Raw genomic sequence first — 15937 nt, forward strand, 5'->3', positions numbered from 1 at the left:
CCCGCTAATGCGCCGCCTGTGGCTTCCTCTGCAGCGGGCTCGCGAAGGCGGGGTTGTCGCTCCTGAGGGGCACCTTGCTCATCGCCCGTTCGGCCATGGCGGTGATCGTGAGGGACGGGTTCACGCCCAGGTTCGAGGGCACCATCGAGCCGTCGACCACGTACAGGTTCTCGTGGCCGAACACCCGATGGTGCTGATCGATCACCCCGCGTTCCGGGCTGTCGGCGATGGCGCAGCCGCCGAGGATGTGCGCGGTGGTCGGGACGTTGAGCACGGCCTCGTTGATGGCGTTGCGCGGGGTGCCGTTCATCAGCACACCGAGCCGCTTGCCCACCTCGTTGGCGATGGGGATGTACGCCGGCGGCTTCGGCTGCCCGGGCGGCCTGTGGGTGGTCATGCCGCCGCGCTTCCAGACGAGCTGCATGTAGTTGTCCACCGTCTGCATCACGAGGAGGATCGTGGAGCGCCTCGCGAACTTGAACGGCAGGAGCCCGAAGATCAGGTCCATCGGGTGAAGCAGCCGCCGGCCCAGCCAGCGCAGCCAGCGCGGCAATCCCGGCCTGTCGTCGGTGAGCACCGTGCCGAGCGCGCCCATCACGTCGGAGCCCGCCGGGTAGCGCACCGGCTCGATGTGCGTGCGCGCGTCCGGGTAGATGCCGCTCGTGATCGCGATGCCGCGGGAGTAGTCGATCCGGTCGTCCCTCGCGGTCACCCCGAGGATGACCTCGCTGTTGGTGCGCACGTAATTGCCGAGCTGCGCGGAGAGGTTCGGTAAACGACCCTCGGCTCTCGCCCTGAGCAGGAGCTTCACCGTGCCCAGCACGCCGGCGCTGAGCACCACCCCCCGCGCCCGGAGCCGGCGGCGCCGCTTGTAGAGCAGCGCGGTGGAGCGCTCCAGGGTGAGCTCGTAGCCGCCGCCCGGGAGGGCGTCGATGGCGGTGACCATGGTCTCGGGCTGGATGGTGCAGCCCTTCTTCTCGGCCAGGTAAAGGTAGTTGAGATCGAGCGTGTTCTTGGCGCCGAAGCGGCAGCCCACCATGCAGCCGCCGCAGTGGACGCACGTGGCGCGCTCCGGCCCCTCGCCGCCGAAGAACGGGTCGGGCACGCGCTGCCCCTCCTGCTCGCCTTCCTTCGCGAAGAGCACGGCCACGTTCGTGACGTGAAACGTGTCCCCGCGGCCCATCTCGTCGGCGATCTGCCGGAGCTGCCGGTCGGCCGGCCAGAGCTTCGGGTTCGCGGTCACGCCGAGCATGCGCTTCGCGGTCTCGTAGAAGGGCATCAGCTCGCCGCGCCAGTCCGTGCCGGCGGGCCAGCCCGGGCCCGAGAAGGCCTCGGGGGGAGGCACGAGGAGGGTGCTGGCGTAGACCAGCGACCCGCCGCCCACGCCCGCGCCCGACAGGATGAGCGTGTCCCGGAGCAGGGTCAGCCGTTGGATGCCGTGACACAGCACCCTGGGCGCCCAGAGGAACTTCCGTAGATTCCAGTTGGTCCTGGGGAAATCCTCCTTGCTCCAGCGCTTGCCGCACTCGAGCACCGTGACCTTGTAGCCTTTCTCGCTGAGGCGCAGCGCGGAGACGCTGCCCCCGAAACCGGAGCCCACGATCGCGAAGTCGACGTCGAAGTCCATGCCCACCTGCTTCTCGGAGCGGAGTATGGTCCAGCCGGCCTCCGGCGCCCACGGCGGACGCAGGTCCGTCCCGCCGCGCGGGCGCGCGCCCGAGGAGCGCTCGGTCGCCGCGCGCGCTCGGTACAGCAGGAGCCCCGAAACGTGCTGGGTGCCACCGAGCCCCGGAACATCGTCCGCTTCCTCTCCGCGCTCGGCGCGCCGACCAATGTTCCAGCACGCTCTCCCAACCGGGGACCACCGTACTGGAAAAGCACCGTTGTGCGCCGCAAGGTGCTCGGTGACGCCGTGTAGCGTCTCGCGACGCGCCTCCCGGGCTAGACCAACGCCCGGACGGACACGTGTGCCCACGGCACGCCGATGAAGCTCCGGGAGAGCAGCGAGGTCGAAGAATGGTGATGAGCACAATATCGATCCAACGTAAGGTTCTCACCATGGCATCATCGCGCTGTGGTGCGACGGTGTTTCCGGCCGGCGCCATGGCCACGGGCGACGCTGGCGCCGCCCCTGCGGACGACGCCAGCGAGGACGAGGGCGGGCGCGCCTGCCGGGTCGAATCGGGGCCCAGCTCCCCGGCGGCGCGGTCGCCGCCCTGGCGCGCCGGGGCGCGGTCGTGGCGGATGTTGATACCAATCCCGCCGCGCGCGACTAAGCTTGGCCCCGATGGACGGTAACTCTCCTCCCGAGCGGCGCATCAAGAGAGGCGGGCGCCGGGCTGCGGTCATGGTCGATGTGGCCAAGCTCGCCGGCGTCTCGTACCAGACGGTCTCGCGGGTCCTGCACGACAACCCCCACGTGCGTCGGGACACGCGGGAGCGCGTGCTCGACGCGATCCGCCAGCTCGACTACCGCCCGAGCTCCGTGGCGCAGGCGCTCGTCACCGGGCGCTCGCGGACGCTCGGCGTGGTCAGCTTCGACACGACGCACTACGGCCCGGCGTCGACGCTCCACGGGCTCGAGACGGCGGCGCACGACGCCGGGTACGGCGTCAGCGTCGTCAGCCTGAAAGCGCTCAGCCGCGCGCCGGTGGTGGATGCGGTCAAGGGGCTGTGCGATCAGCGCGCCGACGGCATCATGGTCATCGCCCCGCTGCGGTCGGCGGTGGACGCGCTCCGCCACGTCACCTCCGACGTGCCGGTGGTCGCCGTCGAGGGGGGACCGGACGATGCGGTCCCGGTGGTCGCCGTCGACCAGCACGGCGGCGCGGCGGCCGCGACGCGCCATCTCCTCGACCTGGGTCACCGGACGGTGTGGCACATCGCCGGTTCGCTCGACTCGCTCGAGGCCGAGCAGCGCATCGAAGGCTGGCGTTCGACGCTGGAGGCCGCGGGCGTCGAGCCGCCGCCTCTCCTGCGCGGCGACTGGAGCGCGCGCTCGGGCTACGAGCTCGCCCCGCAGCTGGCGCGCACGCCAGGCGTCACCGCCGTGTTCGTGGCCAACGACCAGATGGCGCTGGGCGTGCTCCGCTACCTCCACGAGATCGGACGCGCGGTGCCGCGGGACATCAGCATCGTCGGCTTCGACGACATCCCGGAGGCGGCCTACTTCACGCCTCCGCTCACCACCGTCCGCCAGGACTTCTCCGAGCTGGGGCGCAGGTGCCTCCACGTGCTGCTCGGGCAGATCGAGAGCGGCCGTCGCTCCTGCTCGCGCATCGTGGTCGAGGCCGAGCTGATCTTGCGCAAGAGCACCGCCGCGGTCCCCCGGAACCGATGAGCGTTCCAGCCTGCCAGCTTCGGCTGCACGCATCCCCTCACGGATCAGAAACCCGTAATAGATCCGATGAGGCAGTGAAATATCAACCGCAGCCATGAGGCGCGTATCCTCATCGGGGTATAGAGGGCTTTGGCCTTGTTGCTGTCCGCCTTGGGAACCCATCCGCGTGGCAACGGATTGTTGATCCCCTTTGGCGACGCGCTCGCCCTCGACCCCTCGGGCAGCATCGTCATCGCCGGCGACGGCCTCTCCAGGCTCGACCCCAGCGGCACGGCCCTCTGGACGAGCAGCTTCGACGCCACCGCGAACGACATCGCCCTCTCCCCGAACGGCACGATCGCCCTCACCGACGCTGTCGAGCGGGCCACCGACTTCGGGCGCGGGTCCATACCGTACGCGGCCGGCACCGACGTCTTCGTCGCCACGATGGCCCCCTGAACGCCCCGGCGGCGGCGCCGTGTCCTGCCGTCGCCCTCGGCGATGAGGTGGGGGCTCGGGTCGTTCACGAGGCGATTGGCCGGCTGCTCGGACTGCCGGTCGCACCAGAGGGGTGAGCAAGCTTGGGCCGCACGTCGAGCCCGCCGCTCGGGTCGCGCCGGGCGGGAAGCGCGTGCATCGTCCCCGCCCGGCGCTCGGCGCTCGGGGGCTCGGATAAGGGCAGTTGATGATCTCGACATCGACCGGGATGGAGCCCATGTCGAGGTTGCCGATCTGATGAAACGCCTGCGGGGCCATGTCGAGATAGCGGCCGTCGAGACATCTTACTCGGCACGATCTCGACGCGTCGCGCGACCTCGCGCTCGACGCCGGGTCGTGCACGTGTCGCGAACCTGTGGGTGCTGAATCGCTGGCGATCCCTGCGTCACTCCTTCGCCACGCACCTCTTGGAAGCTGACCAGGACATCCGCACGACCAGCGCCCGTGGAGCCCGCCGCGCCTCGCCCGTCCGGCAGAGACGGCTTGACGAGGGAAACACCTGCTACCCCAGGCGCTGGACAGCATTCGGGCCTTGCGGTGCAGAGCCGAACCATGAGACTCTCCGTGGGAGGTCACAAAAGGCGACGAGCTAGACGGACCTGGTCCGGCGGCTTCGGTCGACCAATCGACAATTGGGTCCGACGAAATGCAGAGAACATGAAGCCACGAATCACAGTCATCACTATCGGCGTCGACGATCTCGAAGTGTCGTTGCGTTTCTACAGGGACGGTCTCGGCTTCCAGACCGAAGGCATTGTTGGCAAAGAATTTGAATACGGCGCTGTTGTGTTCTTCCAGCTTCAGCCTGGCTTGCGTCTGGCTTTGTGGCCTCGCACGAGCATCGCGCATGACACGGGGCTCTCCGTAGGTCGTGCTAGCCCGACCGAGATGACGCTAGGCCATAACGTCACATCGAAAGCGGAGGTTGATTCCGTCATGGCAAAGGCGAGAGCAGCGGGAGCCGCCATCATCAAGGCTGCGCACGACACATTCTGGGGCGGCTACTCCGGTTACTTCCAAGACCCAGATGGTCATCTCTGGGAGGTTGTCTGGAATCCGCAATGGTCCGAGTGAGCCCAACAAATTGCTGCACGCGACGTGCGAAGACGCACGCGTGCACGCGCGTGAGCTTGAGGAGGGTGAGACGACCGATCGCACCCCCTCGGAAGGCATCGGCGCAACCCGGGCCCAAGGGCCAAGCCCCCGGCTTGGGGAGCTCGCGGTGACCGATCCGTCGGCTCGAGCTGCCCTGGTCGCCTCGCTCGCCAGCACCCTGAGCAGCGCCGTCGCCGTCGGCGATGACGTGGCAGCCCGGGTCATTCACGATGCGATCGGTCGGCTGCTCGGGGTGCCGGTGGCACCGCAGGAATGAGCTTGCCCGAAGCCGCATCGCCGCCTCCATTCCGCGCGGGAATGGTGCGTTGCGGGGGCGAGGACTGCCCGGCCTCCCGGCCTGCCACGGTCGAGCTCACGCTCTATCCGGTCATAGAATGTACGGAGACGAAGGCGGGGGACCCCGCGAGCGAGCGCTGTGAGCAGGTTCCAGGGCAGTTCGAGCAAGTGGTGCATATCGGCCGCACGCCGGCGCGCATCGACGTCACGGAGCGGCGGGACGGCGTCCTCCTCGGGGAGCGGAGCTTCTCGCCCCGGTACACGACCCAGGAGGATGAAAGCGGGTCGTGCGATGGCGATGCGCAGGAGGTCTACGAGCAGCTCGTGCGCGCCCCGGGCGCCTGACTCCAGACCGCCGCTCGCGTCGACTCGCTGCCGCAGCCTTGCCGGTCGCCAGCGCCCGCAGGCGCTGCTGAGGTCGCCCACGCGCAGCGGTTGCGTGCCGCAGCGCCCCGGAGGCATCCGGGAAAGGAGCTCTTCCTCTCGAACCTGCAGCGTTGTGTGCAGGGCGAGCCGTTCGTGAACGTGGTGGACACGCAGGGCGGTTGCTGAGCGCCCGAGCCTGCGCTTCGCCCCACGCGATCGCCGCACGGGCTTCCTCAGCGGGCGCGGTGCGCCAGTGCCTTCTCGTAGGCGGCCTGCAGCTCGCCGAACACCGAGCGCGCCGGACGCGGCGCGCCGAGGTGCAGGTGGCGCAGCTCGTCCATGAAGGCGTTCCAGAGCGGAGCGCCGCCCTTTTCCAGCAGCTCCGCGCGCACGGACAGCTCCTTGCTCGGGCGCGTATGGCGGCGGCCCCAGGCGCCCATGTGCGCGAGCAGCGGCACGAGCTGAATGGCCGCTTCCGTGAGGCTGTAGATCCCTTTCTGCCGGTGTTTCGGATCGGAGCGTCGCGTCAGCAGGCCGGACGCGGTCAGGCGCTTCAGCCGGTCTGCGAGGATGTTCGAGGCGATGCCTTCCTCGCTCTGCGCGAGCAGCTCGCCGTAGCTGCGCCTGTTCCCGAACATGACGTCGCGGATGACGATCAGGCTCCAGCGGTCGCCGAGCTGCTCGAGCGTCAGGTTGATCGGGCAGCCGGATCGTCCTGTCTGCGGCACGGCCATTCTCCTGAGACTATTACTTGCATATTGCAAGCGGTAGGGGTAGGGTCCCTACCACTTGCAAAATGCAATCGGTCCGAACCAGGAGCCCCACGATGTCGCTCGTGCTGTACGGTCATCCCTTCTCCTCGTACACGCAGAAAGCACTCATTGCGCTGTACGAGATCGGTACCCCCTTCGAGTTCCGTTGCCTCGGGCCGGATACCCCGCAGCACTCGGCCGAGTGGCTGCGGCGCTGGCCGCTGCGCAAGTTTCCGCTGCTGGTGGACGGCGAGCGCAACATCGTCGAGACCAGCATCATCATCGAGTACCTGCAGCTCATGCATCCCGGGCCAGCGCGCCTGCTGCCCGCAGAGCCGATGGCCGCGCTGGACGTGCGCTTTCTCGACCGCTTCTTCGACCTGCACGTCATGAGCCCGGTGCAGCACGCGGTAGAGGGAGCGCTGACGGGTGATCCGGTGAAGCGCCAGGAAGGACTGGCCCTCGCTGCGACGAAGCTGGAGCTCGCCTATGCCTGGCTCGAAGGGCAGCTCGCCGGCAGGACCTGGGCCGCCGCTGGCGCGGACTTCACGATGGCGGACTGCGCGGCCGCGCCTTCGCTGTTCTACGCTGACTGGACGCACCGGATCTCCGAGGCTTTCCCCGTGCTGCGCGCCTACCGCGCGCGGTTGCTTGCGCGCCCGTCCTTCGCCCGCGCGGTGGAGGACGCGCGGCCGTTCCGGCCGCTCTTCCCCCTGGGAGCGCCAGACCGGGACTGACGCTTTGCGCCGCAAGCGCCGGCGCAGCTGCGCGTCACCTCGCGTCACGAGGCGATCGGCTGGACTCCACGAGCGATCTCGACGGGACGTTGCAGCGCCTGCACCACGAGGGCCGCGAGGCGGGCGGTCGGGAGCTCCGGTTCCGCCGTTGCCTGGTGCAGAGCCAGGGGGAGCGCGGGCAGCGCCGGCAGCCCGGCCGACCCGATCCAGCGCATCGGCAGCTCGGCCAGACGCTCGCCATGCGGCGCCCCCATCCCGTCGCCCCACGCGAGCGCGAGCTCGAGCCGGCCCGACGTGACCCGCTCGATGGTGCTCCGTCATGCTGGTGGCGTCAAGGCGAGCCGGAGCCGCCTGACACAGAGCACAGGGACCACATTCCATGCGTTTCGCTCACGTCTCACCGCGGAATGGCGAGCCGCCGCTGCGCGAAGGGGACCTCCCTCGCGATCTCGCCGACAGCCATCGTCGCACGCGGCGTCCGGGGAGAGCGCTCCCTGGGAGCGGGCGCCGCCTCTCCCGGGCTGCGCTCGCGATAGCGACAGCCTTGCTCTGTGCCGGCGCGGGATGTGCGCGGGACTCGGTCCTGGAGCGAGCCTCGCTCGGGACTCACGCGGTCGCGGGCGGGAAGGCCGTGACCCGCGTCGAGGTGCAGCGGCTGACGTTGCCCCCTGGGTTCAAGGCCGGGCCGCACACGCACCCCGGCCCGGTCGTCTGCTATGTGACCGAAGGGCGTATTCTGTTCCAGGTGAAAGGCCAACCGGCCAGGTACTACACGGCGGGGCAGACGATCTTCGAGCCCGCGAGCACGCCCATCGAGCGCTTCGACAACGATTCCAGCTCGGCCCTGTAGACGGCCACCCCGATCCGCAGATTTGTGACCCTCGCGTCGTTACGCCTGGGGCGAGCGCCGGCGGCCGGGAAGTTCGCCAGCGCGAGGGGCGGCGGTAGAGATCGCGCCCAAGCAGCGCGCCGAAAAGACGAAGGCCCTGGGTAGCGACCAGGGCCTTCCGGGGATCGGCGACAGACCGATGTTCGGCCTGTCTCGCACGACCCAGCCGCCGAGGGCAACTTCTCGGCGCGCTCGTCCGGGGACTCGTGCAAGGCAGCTTCCGGCTCGCCCGTTGTGGGCTCTGCGCCGCCATCTTCTTCGTCTGCGGGCGGTGTGATCGAGGGCAGATGTACTGCGGCAGCGGTTGCCGCGACGCGGCTCGCCAGCGGGCCCAGCGCGCGGCGCGGCTGCGGCACCAGCGCTCCCCCGAGGGGCGCCTCGATCACCGCGATCACCAGCGTGCCTACCGCGCCCGACAAGGCCGGCGCGTGATGGATACGGGTTCCGATAACTTGCCCCCGTCCGCCAGCGTGTGCCCGCGGGCCGGCGCGCCGACGTCGAGGGACGACGTGGCCGTCGCCGGCCCGCAGGAGTCGAGGGATGGACGAGCTGGTGATGACGATCTCCGCGACGCCGCGGGAGACGCGGGTGTTGCTGACGCAGGGGCCCGACGAGGTGATGAAGGCCCGGCTGCGGTCGGTGGCCACGCCGGCGCATCGGTTCGCCGGACCCATGCTGTGCGAGTCGATGGCGCTCTGGCACGATCAGAGGGTCCGCGCTGTCGTTTCTGCGGAGTCCGAGGACGTCTTGTTCGCCCTGGGTTTGTGCGACGGCCTCGGCGTCGCGCGCGCGACGCTTCACTACGTTGTCGAGCCTCTGTTCATGGACGCCCCGCCCCGCCGTGGTCAACGGCTGCCGGGGATCGGTAACTTCCGTGGCGAGCATCGCCTTCGCAGGAGCCTCGGTCGATGACGATCGACCAGGCCAAGGAGGCGGAGATCCGCCGCCTGCACTTCGCCGAGCACTGGAAGGTCGGCACCATCGCGACGCAGCTCGGTCTGCACCACGACACCGTCGAGCGCGTGCTCGGCCTCGGCAAGGGGGCGCGCTCGCTGCCCATCGTTCGCGACGCGGAGGCCGCGATGAGCGAGGTGCCTTTGCCGCTGCGCGGCTACGAGGCCTTCGTCATCGAGACGCTGACGCAGTATCCCCGGCTCCGCGCCACGCGCCTGTACGACATGCTGGTGGAGCGCGGCTACGAGGGCAGCATCCGCACGGTGCGACGGCATGTCCGGCTCGTGCGCCCGGCGCCTCAGAGCGAGGCCTTCCTCCGCGTCGAGCCGCTCATCGCCGAGCAGGCCCAGATCGACTGGGCCTATATCGGCAAGCTGTGCGTCGCGGGAGGCACGCGTCAGCTCTGGGCCTTCGTCATGGTCCTGTCGTACTCGCGCGCGATCTGGGGCGAGCTCGTGCTCGATCTGTCCGCGAGCTCGCTCCGCCGCTCGCTCGTGCGCGCGTGCTGCTACTTCGGCGGCGCGACCAGACAGTGGCTCTTCGACAACCCCAAGACCGTTGTCATCGAGCGCCACGGCGACGCGGTGCGCTTCCACCCGGACCTGCTCTCGCTCGCCGGGCAGCTCTGCGTCGCGCCGCGGCTCTGCGCCGTGCGCAAGCCGCAGCACAAGGGCAAGGTTGAGCGAGCGATCCGCTTCCTGCGCGACCGCTTCTTCGCCGCGCGGACGATTCGTGACCTCGATCAGGGCAACGCCGAGCTGCTCGCCTTCCTCGACGAGATCGCCAACGTGCGCCCGCACCCGCGGTGGCCTGAGCGGCGCGTCGACCAGGTGCTCGCGGAGGAAAGGACGCGGCTGCTCGCGCTGCCCGACCCGCTGCCGGAGACCGACCTCGTCGAGCCCGTGTCCGTCGACAAGACCGCCTTCGTGCACTTCGACGGAAACCGCTATTCGGCGCCGTCGATCCACCACGGCAAGACGCTGACGCTCGTCGCCAGTGACAGGACCGTGCGGCTCTCGGACGGCAGCACCGAGGTAGCGCGGCACGCGCGCTGCTGGGGACGACGCCAGATCATCGAGGCGCCCGAGCATCGTGCCGAGCTGCTCGACCACAAGCGCGCCGCGCGCGAGGCCAAGGGGCGAGATCGGCTCGGCGCCGCGATCCCCGGCTTCGAGATCCTGCAAGCGCGCTGGGTCGAGGCCGGTCGCAACGTCGGCTTCATGACCGCCAAGGCCCTGCGCCTTCTCGACCTGTACGGCGTCGAGATCCTGGGCGCTGCGGCGCGCGAGGCCATCGCCCGCGGCACCCACGATCCCGGCGCCCTCGCCGTGCTCTGCGAGGAGCGCCGCCGCGCCGCCGACGGCCCCGTCCCCATCGACATCGATCTCGGAGCCCACGTCCCCGATCGCGACGTGATCCCCCACGACCTGGAGTCCTACGATGCCCAACGATGACGTCGCCGAGCTGATTCGCTCTCTCGGCGTACGCGTGTCGCGCGAGGCGCTGCTCGCGCTCATCGCGCACGCCACCACGGCGCGCCTGTCGCCGGTGCAGACCTTCGAGGAGCTCGCCGCCATCGCCCGCCGCGAGCGCGCGGAGCGCAACCTCGCCGCGCGCGCCAAGGCGGCGACCCTCGGCGCCTTCAAGCCCCTTGAACGCTTCGACTGGAACCACCCGCGCACGATCCAGCGTGAGCTCGTCGAGGAGCTGATGACCCTCGACTTCATCGCCAAGGGGCACAACGTCCTGCTCCGAGGTCCGAGCGGCGTCGGCAAGACCATGCTCGCCCAGAACCTCGGCATGCTCGCGCTCCAGCGCGGCTACACCGTGCGCTTCACGACGCTGTCGGCCGCGCTCGCCGATCTGCTCAAGCAGGAGTCGCTGCCGGCCCTGGAGCGGCGGCTGCGGAAATACACGGCCCCGTCGCTGCTGATCCTGGACGAGATCGGCTACCTGCCGTGCAGCCGTCAGTCCGCCGACCTGCTCTACAACATCATCAGCCGCAGGCACGAGAGCCGCTCGCTCGTGCTGACGACGAACTTGCCATTCAAGCAGTGGAGCACGGTGTTTCCAGGCGCGGCGTGCGTCTCGGCGCTGATCGACCGCTTCGTCCAGCACTGCCACATCCTCGACATCGATGCCGACTCGTGGCGGCAGAAGGAGTCGCTGGCCATGAGCGAGGCGCGCTCCAGGCCGAGGGCGGAGGCCGCAGAGCCGCCTGCGCCCGCGGCAACGAAGCGGCGCTGACCCGGGCGAGATCGGGTCAGATTTCCGCGGCGCCCAGGGTGAGATTCCCGCGGGCGCCGCGGTCATTTCTCTGCGGACGCGAGGGTCACGTTTCCGCGGATTGTCGCGGTCAGATTCCTGCGGATTTTCGAGGCCATCTACACGGCCCCCGCGACCTTCATCGCCACCTACCTGCTGGGCGACCAGGACACGGAGTTGCTCCACAGGCTCCAGTAGACACGCCTGCGCTCTGTGGCCGTACGGTGGGACCGGTGATGCCGCGAGCCCTTCACCGCGGCGACGCAGCGGCGGAGGGCGCCCCGTTGGGCCACACCGGAGCCGCCCTCGGCGGCGAAACAGGCGGAAGCCATTGAAATTGCTAATATTTTCGGCGGACGCCCGTCATCGGCCGTTTCTCTGGCGGGACGTTTCCGCGGGCGCGAACCGTCGCGATCCGTCGGAGCCCCTGGGGTTTCGGGCGTCTCTACCGCGAGCCGGTCCGTCGACCCGAGGTGGGAGCCCGGTGCGGGAAATCCGCTCGCCGGGTTCTGTCCGGGGGGCGGCCCCGACGGACCGAAGGTAGGTCAGTCGCGGGTCGTCCCTACCGGGACCCAAGGACGCCAAGAAGGAGACAAGATCTTGGCGTCCTTGGCGTCTTGGCGGTTCGAAGCTCTGCTCATTTCAGGCGGGTTCAACCCGTCTGTTGCTCTAGTAGAAATCCGGGTGCACGCAGACGTCGACCCCGTTGTTCGCGAAGCCGAAGTGGTGGCCGACGTTCTCCTTGCACTTCAGGAAACCGCGGCACGTCGCGTGATCGTTGATGTTGCAGTCGCCGTCGCCGAGAGCGCACGGCTCGTCCACCGTGCACCGCCCCTGTGTCGAGACCCGGTCGACGTTGAACGCCTTGAGCCCCGGCGTCCACGGCAGGTCGCACACGTTGGTCGTGTCGCTCTCGCCGATGGCGAACCCGACGTCGGGACGACACACCAGGCCCTCCTTGCAGTCCGCTTGCTTGTTGCAGTTCCCCTCGTAGATCTGGCACCCGCCGATCGAGGCGCAGTACCCGCTCGCGCTGCTCGACTGGCGAGCGCCGGGCTCGACGCAGACGTCGTAGCTGGCGGGCAGGCCCGCGAGGAGGCCGTTGTTGCTGCCACAGACGAGGCCGGACTTGCAATCGAAGTCCGAGTCGCAGTCGCCTTCGCCGACGCCGCACTTGCAGGTCGGCGAGCAGAAAACAAGATCGGGCTCGCTGGGGTCGAACGGCCCGCAAGTGAGCGCGCCCGTGACCCATGCCGCGAAGCTGGAGGTGTGGATACTCCCGAGGCCGACCGCGTAGAGCCCCTCGAGCGTCCACTCGCCGTTCGGGTGCGCGCTCTGCCAGACGGGGCCGCCTTCATCGCCGACGATGGGGTCCCACACCACGCCCGTCACCTTCATGTACGCCTTGTGCGTGGGATCCGGCTTGACGGTCGCCGTGTTGTCGTACGAGAAGCCCCACACCTCGTCGTCCAGCGCGCTCTCCTGGATCGCGCTCCGCTCGGCCCTGAAGTACGAGAAAGCCATCGGAGGGGTGTCCAGGTGGACGGTGGTCGCGAGGTGAGCGAGCGCGATGTTGACCTTGCCCGAACCTTCGAGATATGCAAGATGCCAGTCGGCGAGCGGGTGCTTGTAGATCTTGTCCACGTTGGCGACGACGCCGGTCGTGGCGACCACCGAGTAGGTCGCGTTCATGTCATAGGCGCAGTCCTCGGTCGTCAGGACCCAGTTCGAGTCGCTGTCGGCCTCGAGCAGATGGTCCGGGAGGAACACGGCGGAACAATAGTTGGCGCCATCTCTCCTCCAGCGGCCGACGCGGCCTGACAAGCTCCCGGCGATGCCGAGGTCCAGCGCGAGCTGAGACGCCTGCACCTCCTCGACGCCCGCGGCGTCGGAGCGCTCGGTCTCCGGGGTCTCGGAGACGCAGCCAGCAAGCGCCGCCGCGAGCATCGCGCGCTTCAACAGAACGACGGTCTTCATCTCTTCTCTCCTTGCCGCCTTCTTTTGATGGCCGGCTCCGGGACGGCGGGCCTCGTGCCTTCTCCCCTGCATCGGGCCGCGTCGGCGCGCCTTCCGACTCACGGTTGCGGCACGGGCTGCCGCTCCTTGGCGCTTCCGCGCTCCCCGGCCATCCAGGCAACGCGCATGCCGGGCGATGCGCCGCGGATGTCTCGTCCGGCCCTTGACGCCCCGGGAGGGCGCACCGGAGCCCCACCGTGGCGGATCGCGCGGAATCACGCGGAGTCACGCGGAGTCACGCGGAGTCACGCGGAGTCATGCGGAGTCGTGCGGAGTCGTGCGGAATCGTGCGGAATCGTGCGGAATCGTGCGGAGAGGAGAGGCGTCCCGACGAATGGGCTCTTCCGCGAGCGCAGCGAGAGCGCGCTGCGCGCAGGCCGCCGTGGCACGCTGGCACCCCGGCACGGTGGCACGCTGGCACGGACGGTTGCCGTTGCGGTGACGACGGTGTCGCCGTCGACGAGCAAGGGCAGCGTGCCCATCGGATTGAGCTGGCATGTGCCGGTTCCCGTGCCAGCGCTCGCGCCGCCTGGAGCAGGTGAGCGCGCCGCTCCCGGAGGGCGTCAGCGATGAGGTGTCGTCCGGGCTCGGCCCGCTCCTCCCCAGGGCCGTCCAGGAGGCGACATCGTGAAGGCGGCTCCGGAGCAGATCCCGCCGCCGCCGAGGGGCTCCCTCGGCGAGCTCTTCAACCCCTTCCTCCCCGAGCAGATCGAGGACCCTTATCCAATCTATGCGCGCGCGGCACGAGGAGCCGGTCTTCTTTAGCCCTCGGCTCGACGTGTGGGTCGTCACCAGGCACGCCGACATCGTGGCCGTCCTGCGGGACACGGACCGGTTCTCGTCCTTCAACTCGCTCTACGTCAGGGCCGAGTCGATCCCCGAGGTCCGCGCGGTCCTCCGCGATCGCCCAGGAGCATCCCCACGCAGGCTGCTTCGTTCACGCGGCCCGCGCCGGCGCGGGGTCTCAGAGCGCCGAGAGGAACGCGACGAGCGCCGCCTTCTCGGAGGCGTCGAGCCCGATGCCGAACCGCTGGTCATGGTGATCGACCGCGGCGGCGATCGTGGCCGCGGAACCATCATGGAAATAGGGGCGCCGGACCGCCAGGCCGCGCAGGCCCGGGACCTTGAAGCGGTTCATGTCCGCCCAGCGGCCGCTGATGAGCGCCCGGCCTGGATCCGTGGTCTTCACGAGCGCGCCCGAGCTCTTCTCCCGGAACGTGTAGAGCGGCAGATCCGCGGTCCGGCGCGACGCGTCGCTGACGCCGATATCCATGAGCCGACCCTCCGAGTTGGTCCCGACGTTCGGGGTGTTGTGGCAGCTCGTGCACGTCGCCACGACCTCGGCGCGCCCGAGCTCGTCATTGAAGCCGGACACCCCTCGCACGACGAACTCCCGTGTGTTGAAGAGGTGCTCGCCCGCGGCGATCCGGGCGCGCGCCTGGTCCTGGGGCGTGTCGGGGGGGAGGTCGCGCCACGCCCGGTAGAGATTGAACGCCTCCGGGGTGTAGGGCTTGCCCTGCGGGTCGGTCTTCTCGAAGGCGTTGATGCCGACATAGAAGGGCAGAGCGGAGAGGAACGTCGGACCGCCGCGCGCGCCGTCCTCGTCGAGCTGTCCGGCCTCGTTGTCCTTTGTCTGCGCGAAATAGATGCTGAGCTGCTCGACGGCGATCCGGGCGCGATTCTCCTCGGACAGCTCCTCGGCGGCCTCCGCGTGCCCCAGCGTGGCGTTGTGCGCGAGGCTCCCGAGATGGGACGACAGCGGCTCGCAAGGCGCCGTCTCTCGTCCATCCCACATGACGCTGGTGTTGAAGCGCAGGTTGGCCATGTGATTGGGGCGGCGGAAGAGGGAGAGCTCCCTCGACGAGGCGAACCCGTAGGGGTCGTCCACCTCCGCGAGCTCCAGCTCGGCGTCTTCGGGCACGGGGAGCTTGGTGCGGAAGACCGCCCGGTGGAGGAGCAGCGAGTAGGCCTCGCGCCTCGCCTCGGGCGTCGACACATCGGCGAAAGGGCTGTTCGTTCCATCGACGACGCGGAAGATCGGCTCCAGGTCGTCGTTCGTGGCGGCGTCCTCGTTCGTCGCGTGCCGCTCCAAGAGCTCGACGAACGCCAGCCCGGTCTCGAAGCGCTCCACGACATTCTCGGGCCGGAGGCTCCACCCGCCCTCGTTGTGATGGCACGACTCGCAGTGGCGGCCGTTGGTACCGAACGCCTTGGCCAGCCCGGTGAGCACGCGCAGGGACGAGGGGCCGTTCTGTCCCTCGCCGTACTCGTTGGAGACGTGGGAAGGGCCAGAGGAAATGATGCCACTGGCACCGCCGCCGCCACCGGTTCCAGGAGCGCCGACCGGGCCGCCTTCGCTCCCGATGAACCCCCCGGCCCCTCCGGCGCCCGGAGGGCCACCGCCCGGAGGGCCACCACCCGGGGGACCATCGCCCGGGGGACCATCGCCCGGGGGACGAGCGTCGTTGGCCGCCTCGATGAGGGCGTCGAAGTCCTCCGGCGCAGGGGTAGTGCAGGACGCGGTGGGCGGCGGCTCGGTGCTCGGGCTCGGGCTCGCGCTCGTGCAGGCAAGCGCGGCCGTGACGAGGCAGGCCGCGCCTGCGAGGCGGATGCCGTGAGCCATGCTCGATCGATCGGTCTTCATGAATAGATCTCCTCTCCGGGCGCTCGGACACAGGGCAGGCCTCCTCGCCGCCTCCGTCGTGCTCCACGGAGGCACGCGCGCGGCGCGGCGTGCCCAGGCGCGGGG

At 69.5% G+C, this 15937-nt stretch carries 17 protein-coding genes; 12 read left to right on the top strand and 5 right to left on the bottom strand.

Annotated features, from left to right (window positions below; translation table 11 throughout):
* Nucleotides 1–4: 4 nt before the first annotated feature.
* Nucleotides 5–1627 carry a GMC oxidoreductase gene (locus tag WMF24_RS45520; protein ID WP_437733743.1) on the bottom strand — a complete coding sequence of 541 codons (1623 nt, stop codon included), beginning with the start codon at nt 1625–1627 and terminating at the stop codon, nt 5–7.
* Between the two features lie 660 nt (nt 1628–2287).
* Between WMF24_RS45520 and WMF24_RS45525 the strand changes: the two genes are divergently transcribed.
* From WMF24_RS45525 to WMF24_RS45545, 5 genes are all read left to right on the top strand, one after another.
* A complete protein-coding gene (locus WMF24_RS45525) occupies nt 2288–3340 on the top strand; it encodes a LacI family DNA-binding transcriptional regulator (protein WP_437733744.1) in 1053 nt (350 codons plus the stop codon).
* 177 nt (nt 3341–3517) lie between these two features.
* On the top strand, nt 3518–3778 hold the full coding sequence (locus WMF24_RS45530) for a hypothetical protein (protein WP_437733745.1): 261 nt from the start codon (nt 3518–3520) through the stop codon (nt 3776–3778).
* A gap of 696 nt (nt 3779–4474) precedes the next feature.
* Nucleotides 4475–4891: a VOC family protein gene (locus tag WMF24_RS45535; protein ID WP_437733746.1), complete on the top strand. Its 417-nt coding sequence runs from the start codon at nt 4475–4477 to the stop codon at nt 4889–4891.
* A gap of 148 nt (nt 4892–5039) precedes the next feature.
* Nucleotides 5040–5189, top strand: coding sequence for a hypothetical protein (locus WMF24_RS45540; RefSeq protein WP_437733747.1), 150 nt, complete (start codon nt 5040–5042; stop codon nt 5187–5189).
* A gap of 41 nt (nt 5190–5230) precedes the next feature.
* Nucleotides 5231–5554 carry a hypothetical protein gene (locus WMF24_RS45545; protein ID WP_437733748.1) on the top strand — a complete coding sequence of 108 codons (324 nt, stop codon included), beginning with the start codon at nt 5231–5233 and terminating at the stop codon, nt 5552–5554.
* A 254-nt stretch (nt 5555–5808) separates the two neighbouring features.
* Here WMF24_RS45545 and WMF24_RS45550 read toward each other — a convergent pair whose 3' ends face one another.
* Nucleotides 5809–6309 carry a winged helix-turn-helix transcriptional regulator gene (locus tag WMF24_RS45550; RefSeq protein ID WP_436613942.1) on the bottom strand — a complete coding sequence of 167 codons (501 nt, stop codon included), beginning with the start codon at nt 6307–6309 and terminating at the stop codon, nt 5809–5811.
* 92 nt (nt 6310–6401) lie between these two features.
* Between WMF24_RS45550 and WMF24_RS45555 the strand changes: the two genes are divergently transcribed.
* Entirely contained in the window at nt 6402–7064 is a 663-nt protein-coding gene (locus tag WMF24_RS45555; protein WP_437733749.1) for a glutathione S-transferase family protein, read from the top strand.
* Between the two features lie 44 nt (nt 7065–7108).
* Here the strand turns inward: WMF24_RS45555 and WMF24_RS45560 are convergent, their stop codons facing one another.
* Nucleotides 7109–7318: a hypothetical protein gene (locus WMF24_RS45560; RefSeq protein ID WP_437733750.1), complete on the bottom strand. Its 210-nt coding sequence runs from the start codon at nt 7316–7318 to the stop codon at nt 7109–7111.
* A 290-nt stretch (nt 7319–7608) separates the two neighbouring features.
* Here WMF24_RS45560 and WMF24_RS45565 point away from each other — a divergent pair, with 290 nt between their 5' ends.
* The 4 genes from WMF24_RS45565 (at nt 7609) to istB (ending at nt 11154) form a co-directional block, all read left to right on the top strand.
* The gene (locus WMF24_RS45565; protein WP_437733751.1) at nt 7609–7914 is read left to right on the top strand and encodes a cupin domain-containing protein; all 306 of its coding nucleotides are present in this window, start codon (nt 7609–7611) and stop codon (nt 7912–7914) included.
* Nucleotides 7915–8493: 579 nt separating this feature from the next.
* Nucleotides 8494–8865: a hypothetical protein gene (locus WMF24_RS45570; protein ID WP_437730021.1), complete on the top strand. Its 372-nt coding sequence runs from the start codon at nt 8494–8496 to the stop codon at nt 8863–8865.
* Nucleotides 8862–10361, top strand: coding sequence for an IS21 family transposase (gene istA / locus WMF24_RS45575; protein WP_437730020.1), 1500 nt, complete (start codon nt 8862–8864; stop codon nt 10359–10361). Before WMF24_RS45570 ends, istA begins: the two co-directional genes overlap by 4 nt.
* Nucleotides 10348–11154 (top strand): IS21-like element helper ATPase IstB, encoded by an 807-nt coding sequence (gene istB / locus WMF24_RS45580; protein ID WP_437730019.1) that lies wholly within the window; start codon nt 10348–10350, stop codon nt 11152–11154. The genes istA and istB overlap by 14 nt, the downstream gene beginning before the upstream one ends.
* Nucleotides 11155–11841: 687 nt before the next feature.
* Here the strand turns inward: istB and WMF24_RS45585 are convergent.
* Nucleotides 11842–13149: a hypothetical protein gene (locus WMF24_RS45585; RefSeq protein ID WP_437733752.1), complete on the bottom strand. Its 1308-nt coding sequence runs from the start codon at nt 13147–13149 to the stop codon at nt 11842–11844.
* A 535-nt stretch (nt 13150–13684) separates the two neighbouring features.
* On the opposite strand from WMF24_RS45585, the gene WMF24_RS45590 reads away from it, so the two are divergent.
* Nucleotides 13685–13819, top strand: coding sequence for a hypothetical protein (locus WMF24_RS45590; protein ID WP_437733753.1), 135 nt, complete (start codon nt 13685–13687; stop codon nt 13817–13819).
* Nucleotides 13816–13953, top strand: a complete 138-nt coding sequence (locus WMF24_RS45595) for a hypothetical protein (protein WP_437733754.1) — start codon at nt 13816–13818, stop codon at nt 13951–13953. Before WMF24_RS45590 ends, WMF24_RS45595 begins: the two co-directional genes overlap by 4 nt.
* Nucleotides 13954–14152: 199 nt before the next feature.
* Here the strand turns inward: WMF24_RS45595 and WMF24_RS45600 are convergent, their stop codons facing one another.
* Nucleotides 14153–15832 (bottom strand): hypothetical protein, encoded by a 1680-nt coding sequence (locus tag WMF24_RS45600; RefSeq protein WP_437733755.1) that lies wholly within the window; start codon nt 15830–15832, stop codon nt 14153–14155.
* Nucleotides 15833–15937 lie beyond the last annotated feature (105 nt).

The sequence above is a fragment of the Sorangium sp. So ce1335 genome (assembly GCF_051521615.1).
Taxonomy (GTDB): Bacteria; Myxococcota_A; Polyangia; order Polyangiales; family Polyangiaceae; genus Sorangium.

What these genes read in the sequence shown, in the direction of transcription:
- WMF24_RS45545 (WP_437733748.1), top strand. Translation starts at nt 5,231, where the DNA reads ATGGTGCGTTGCGGGGGCGAGGACTGCCCGGCCTCCCGGCCTGCCACG.
- WMF24_RS45600 (WP_437733755.1), bottom strand. Translation starts at nt 15,832, where the DNA reads ATGAAGACCGATCGATCGAGCATGGCTCACGGCATCCGCCTCGCAGGC.
- WMF24_RS45520 (WP_437733743.1), bottom strand. Translation starts at nt 1,627, where the DNA reads ATGGACTTCGACGTCGACTTCGCGATCGTGGGCTCCGGTTTCGGGGGC.
- WMF24_RS45555 (WP_437733749.1), top strand. Translation starts at nt 6,402, where the DNA reads ATGTCGCTCGTGCTGTACGGTCATCCCTTCTCCTCGTACACGCAGAAA.
- WMF24_RS45525 (WP_437733744.1), top strand. Translation starts at nt 2,288, where the DNA reads ATGGACGGTAACTCTCCTCCCGAGCGGCGCATCAAGAGAGGCGGGCGC.
- WMF24_RS45585 (WP_437733752.1), bottom strand. Translation starts at nt 13,149, where the DNA reads ATGAAGACCGTCGTTCTGTTGAAGCGCGCGATGCTCGCGGCGGCGCTT.
- WMF24_RS45560 (WP_437733750.1), bottom strand. Translation starts at nt 7,318, where the DNA reads ATGGGGGCGCCGCATGGCGAGCGTCTGGCCGAGCTGCCGATGCGCTGG.
- istA (WP_437730020.1), top strand. Translation starts at nt 8,862, where the DNA reads ATGACGATCGACCAGGCCAAGGAGGCGGAGATCCGCCGCCTGCACTTC.
- WMF24_RS45535 (WP_437733746.1), top strand. Translation starts at nt 4,475, where the DNA reads ATGAAGCCACGAATCACAGTCATCACTATCGGCGTCGACGATCTCGAA.
- WMF24_RS45570 (WP_437730021.1), top strand. Translation starts at nt 8,494, where the DNA reads ATGGACGAGCTGGTGATGACGATCTCCGCGACGCCGCGGGAGACGCGG.
- WMF24_RS45590 (WP_437733753.1), top strand. Translation starts at nt 13,685, where the DNA reads ATGTGCCGGTTCCCGTGCCAGCGCTCGCGCCGCCTGGAGCAGGTGAGC.
- istB (WP_437730019.1), top strand. Translation starts at nt 10,348, where the DNA reads ATGCCCAACGATGACGTCGCCGAGCTGATTCGCTCTCTCGGCGTACGC.
- WMF24_RS45550 (WP_436613942.1), bottom strand. Translation starts at nt 6,309, where the DNA reads ATGGCCGTGCCGCAGACAGGACGATCCGGCTGCCCGATCAACCTGACG.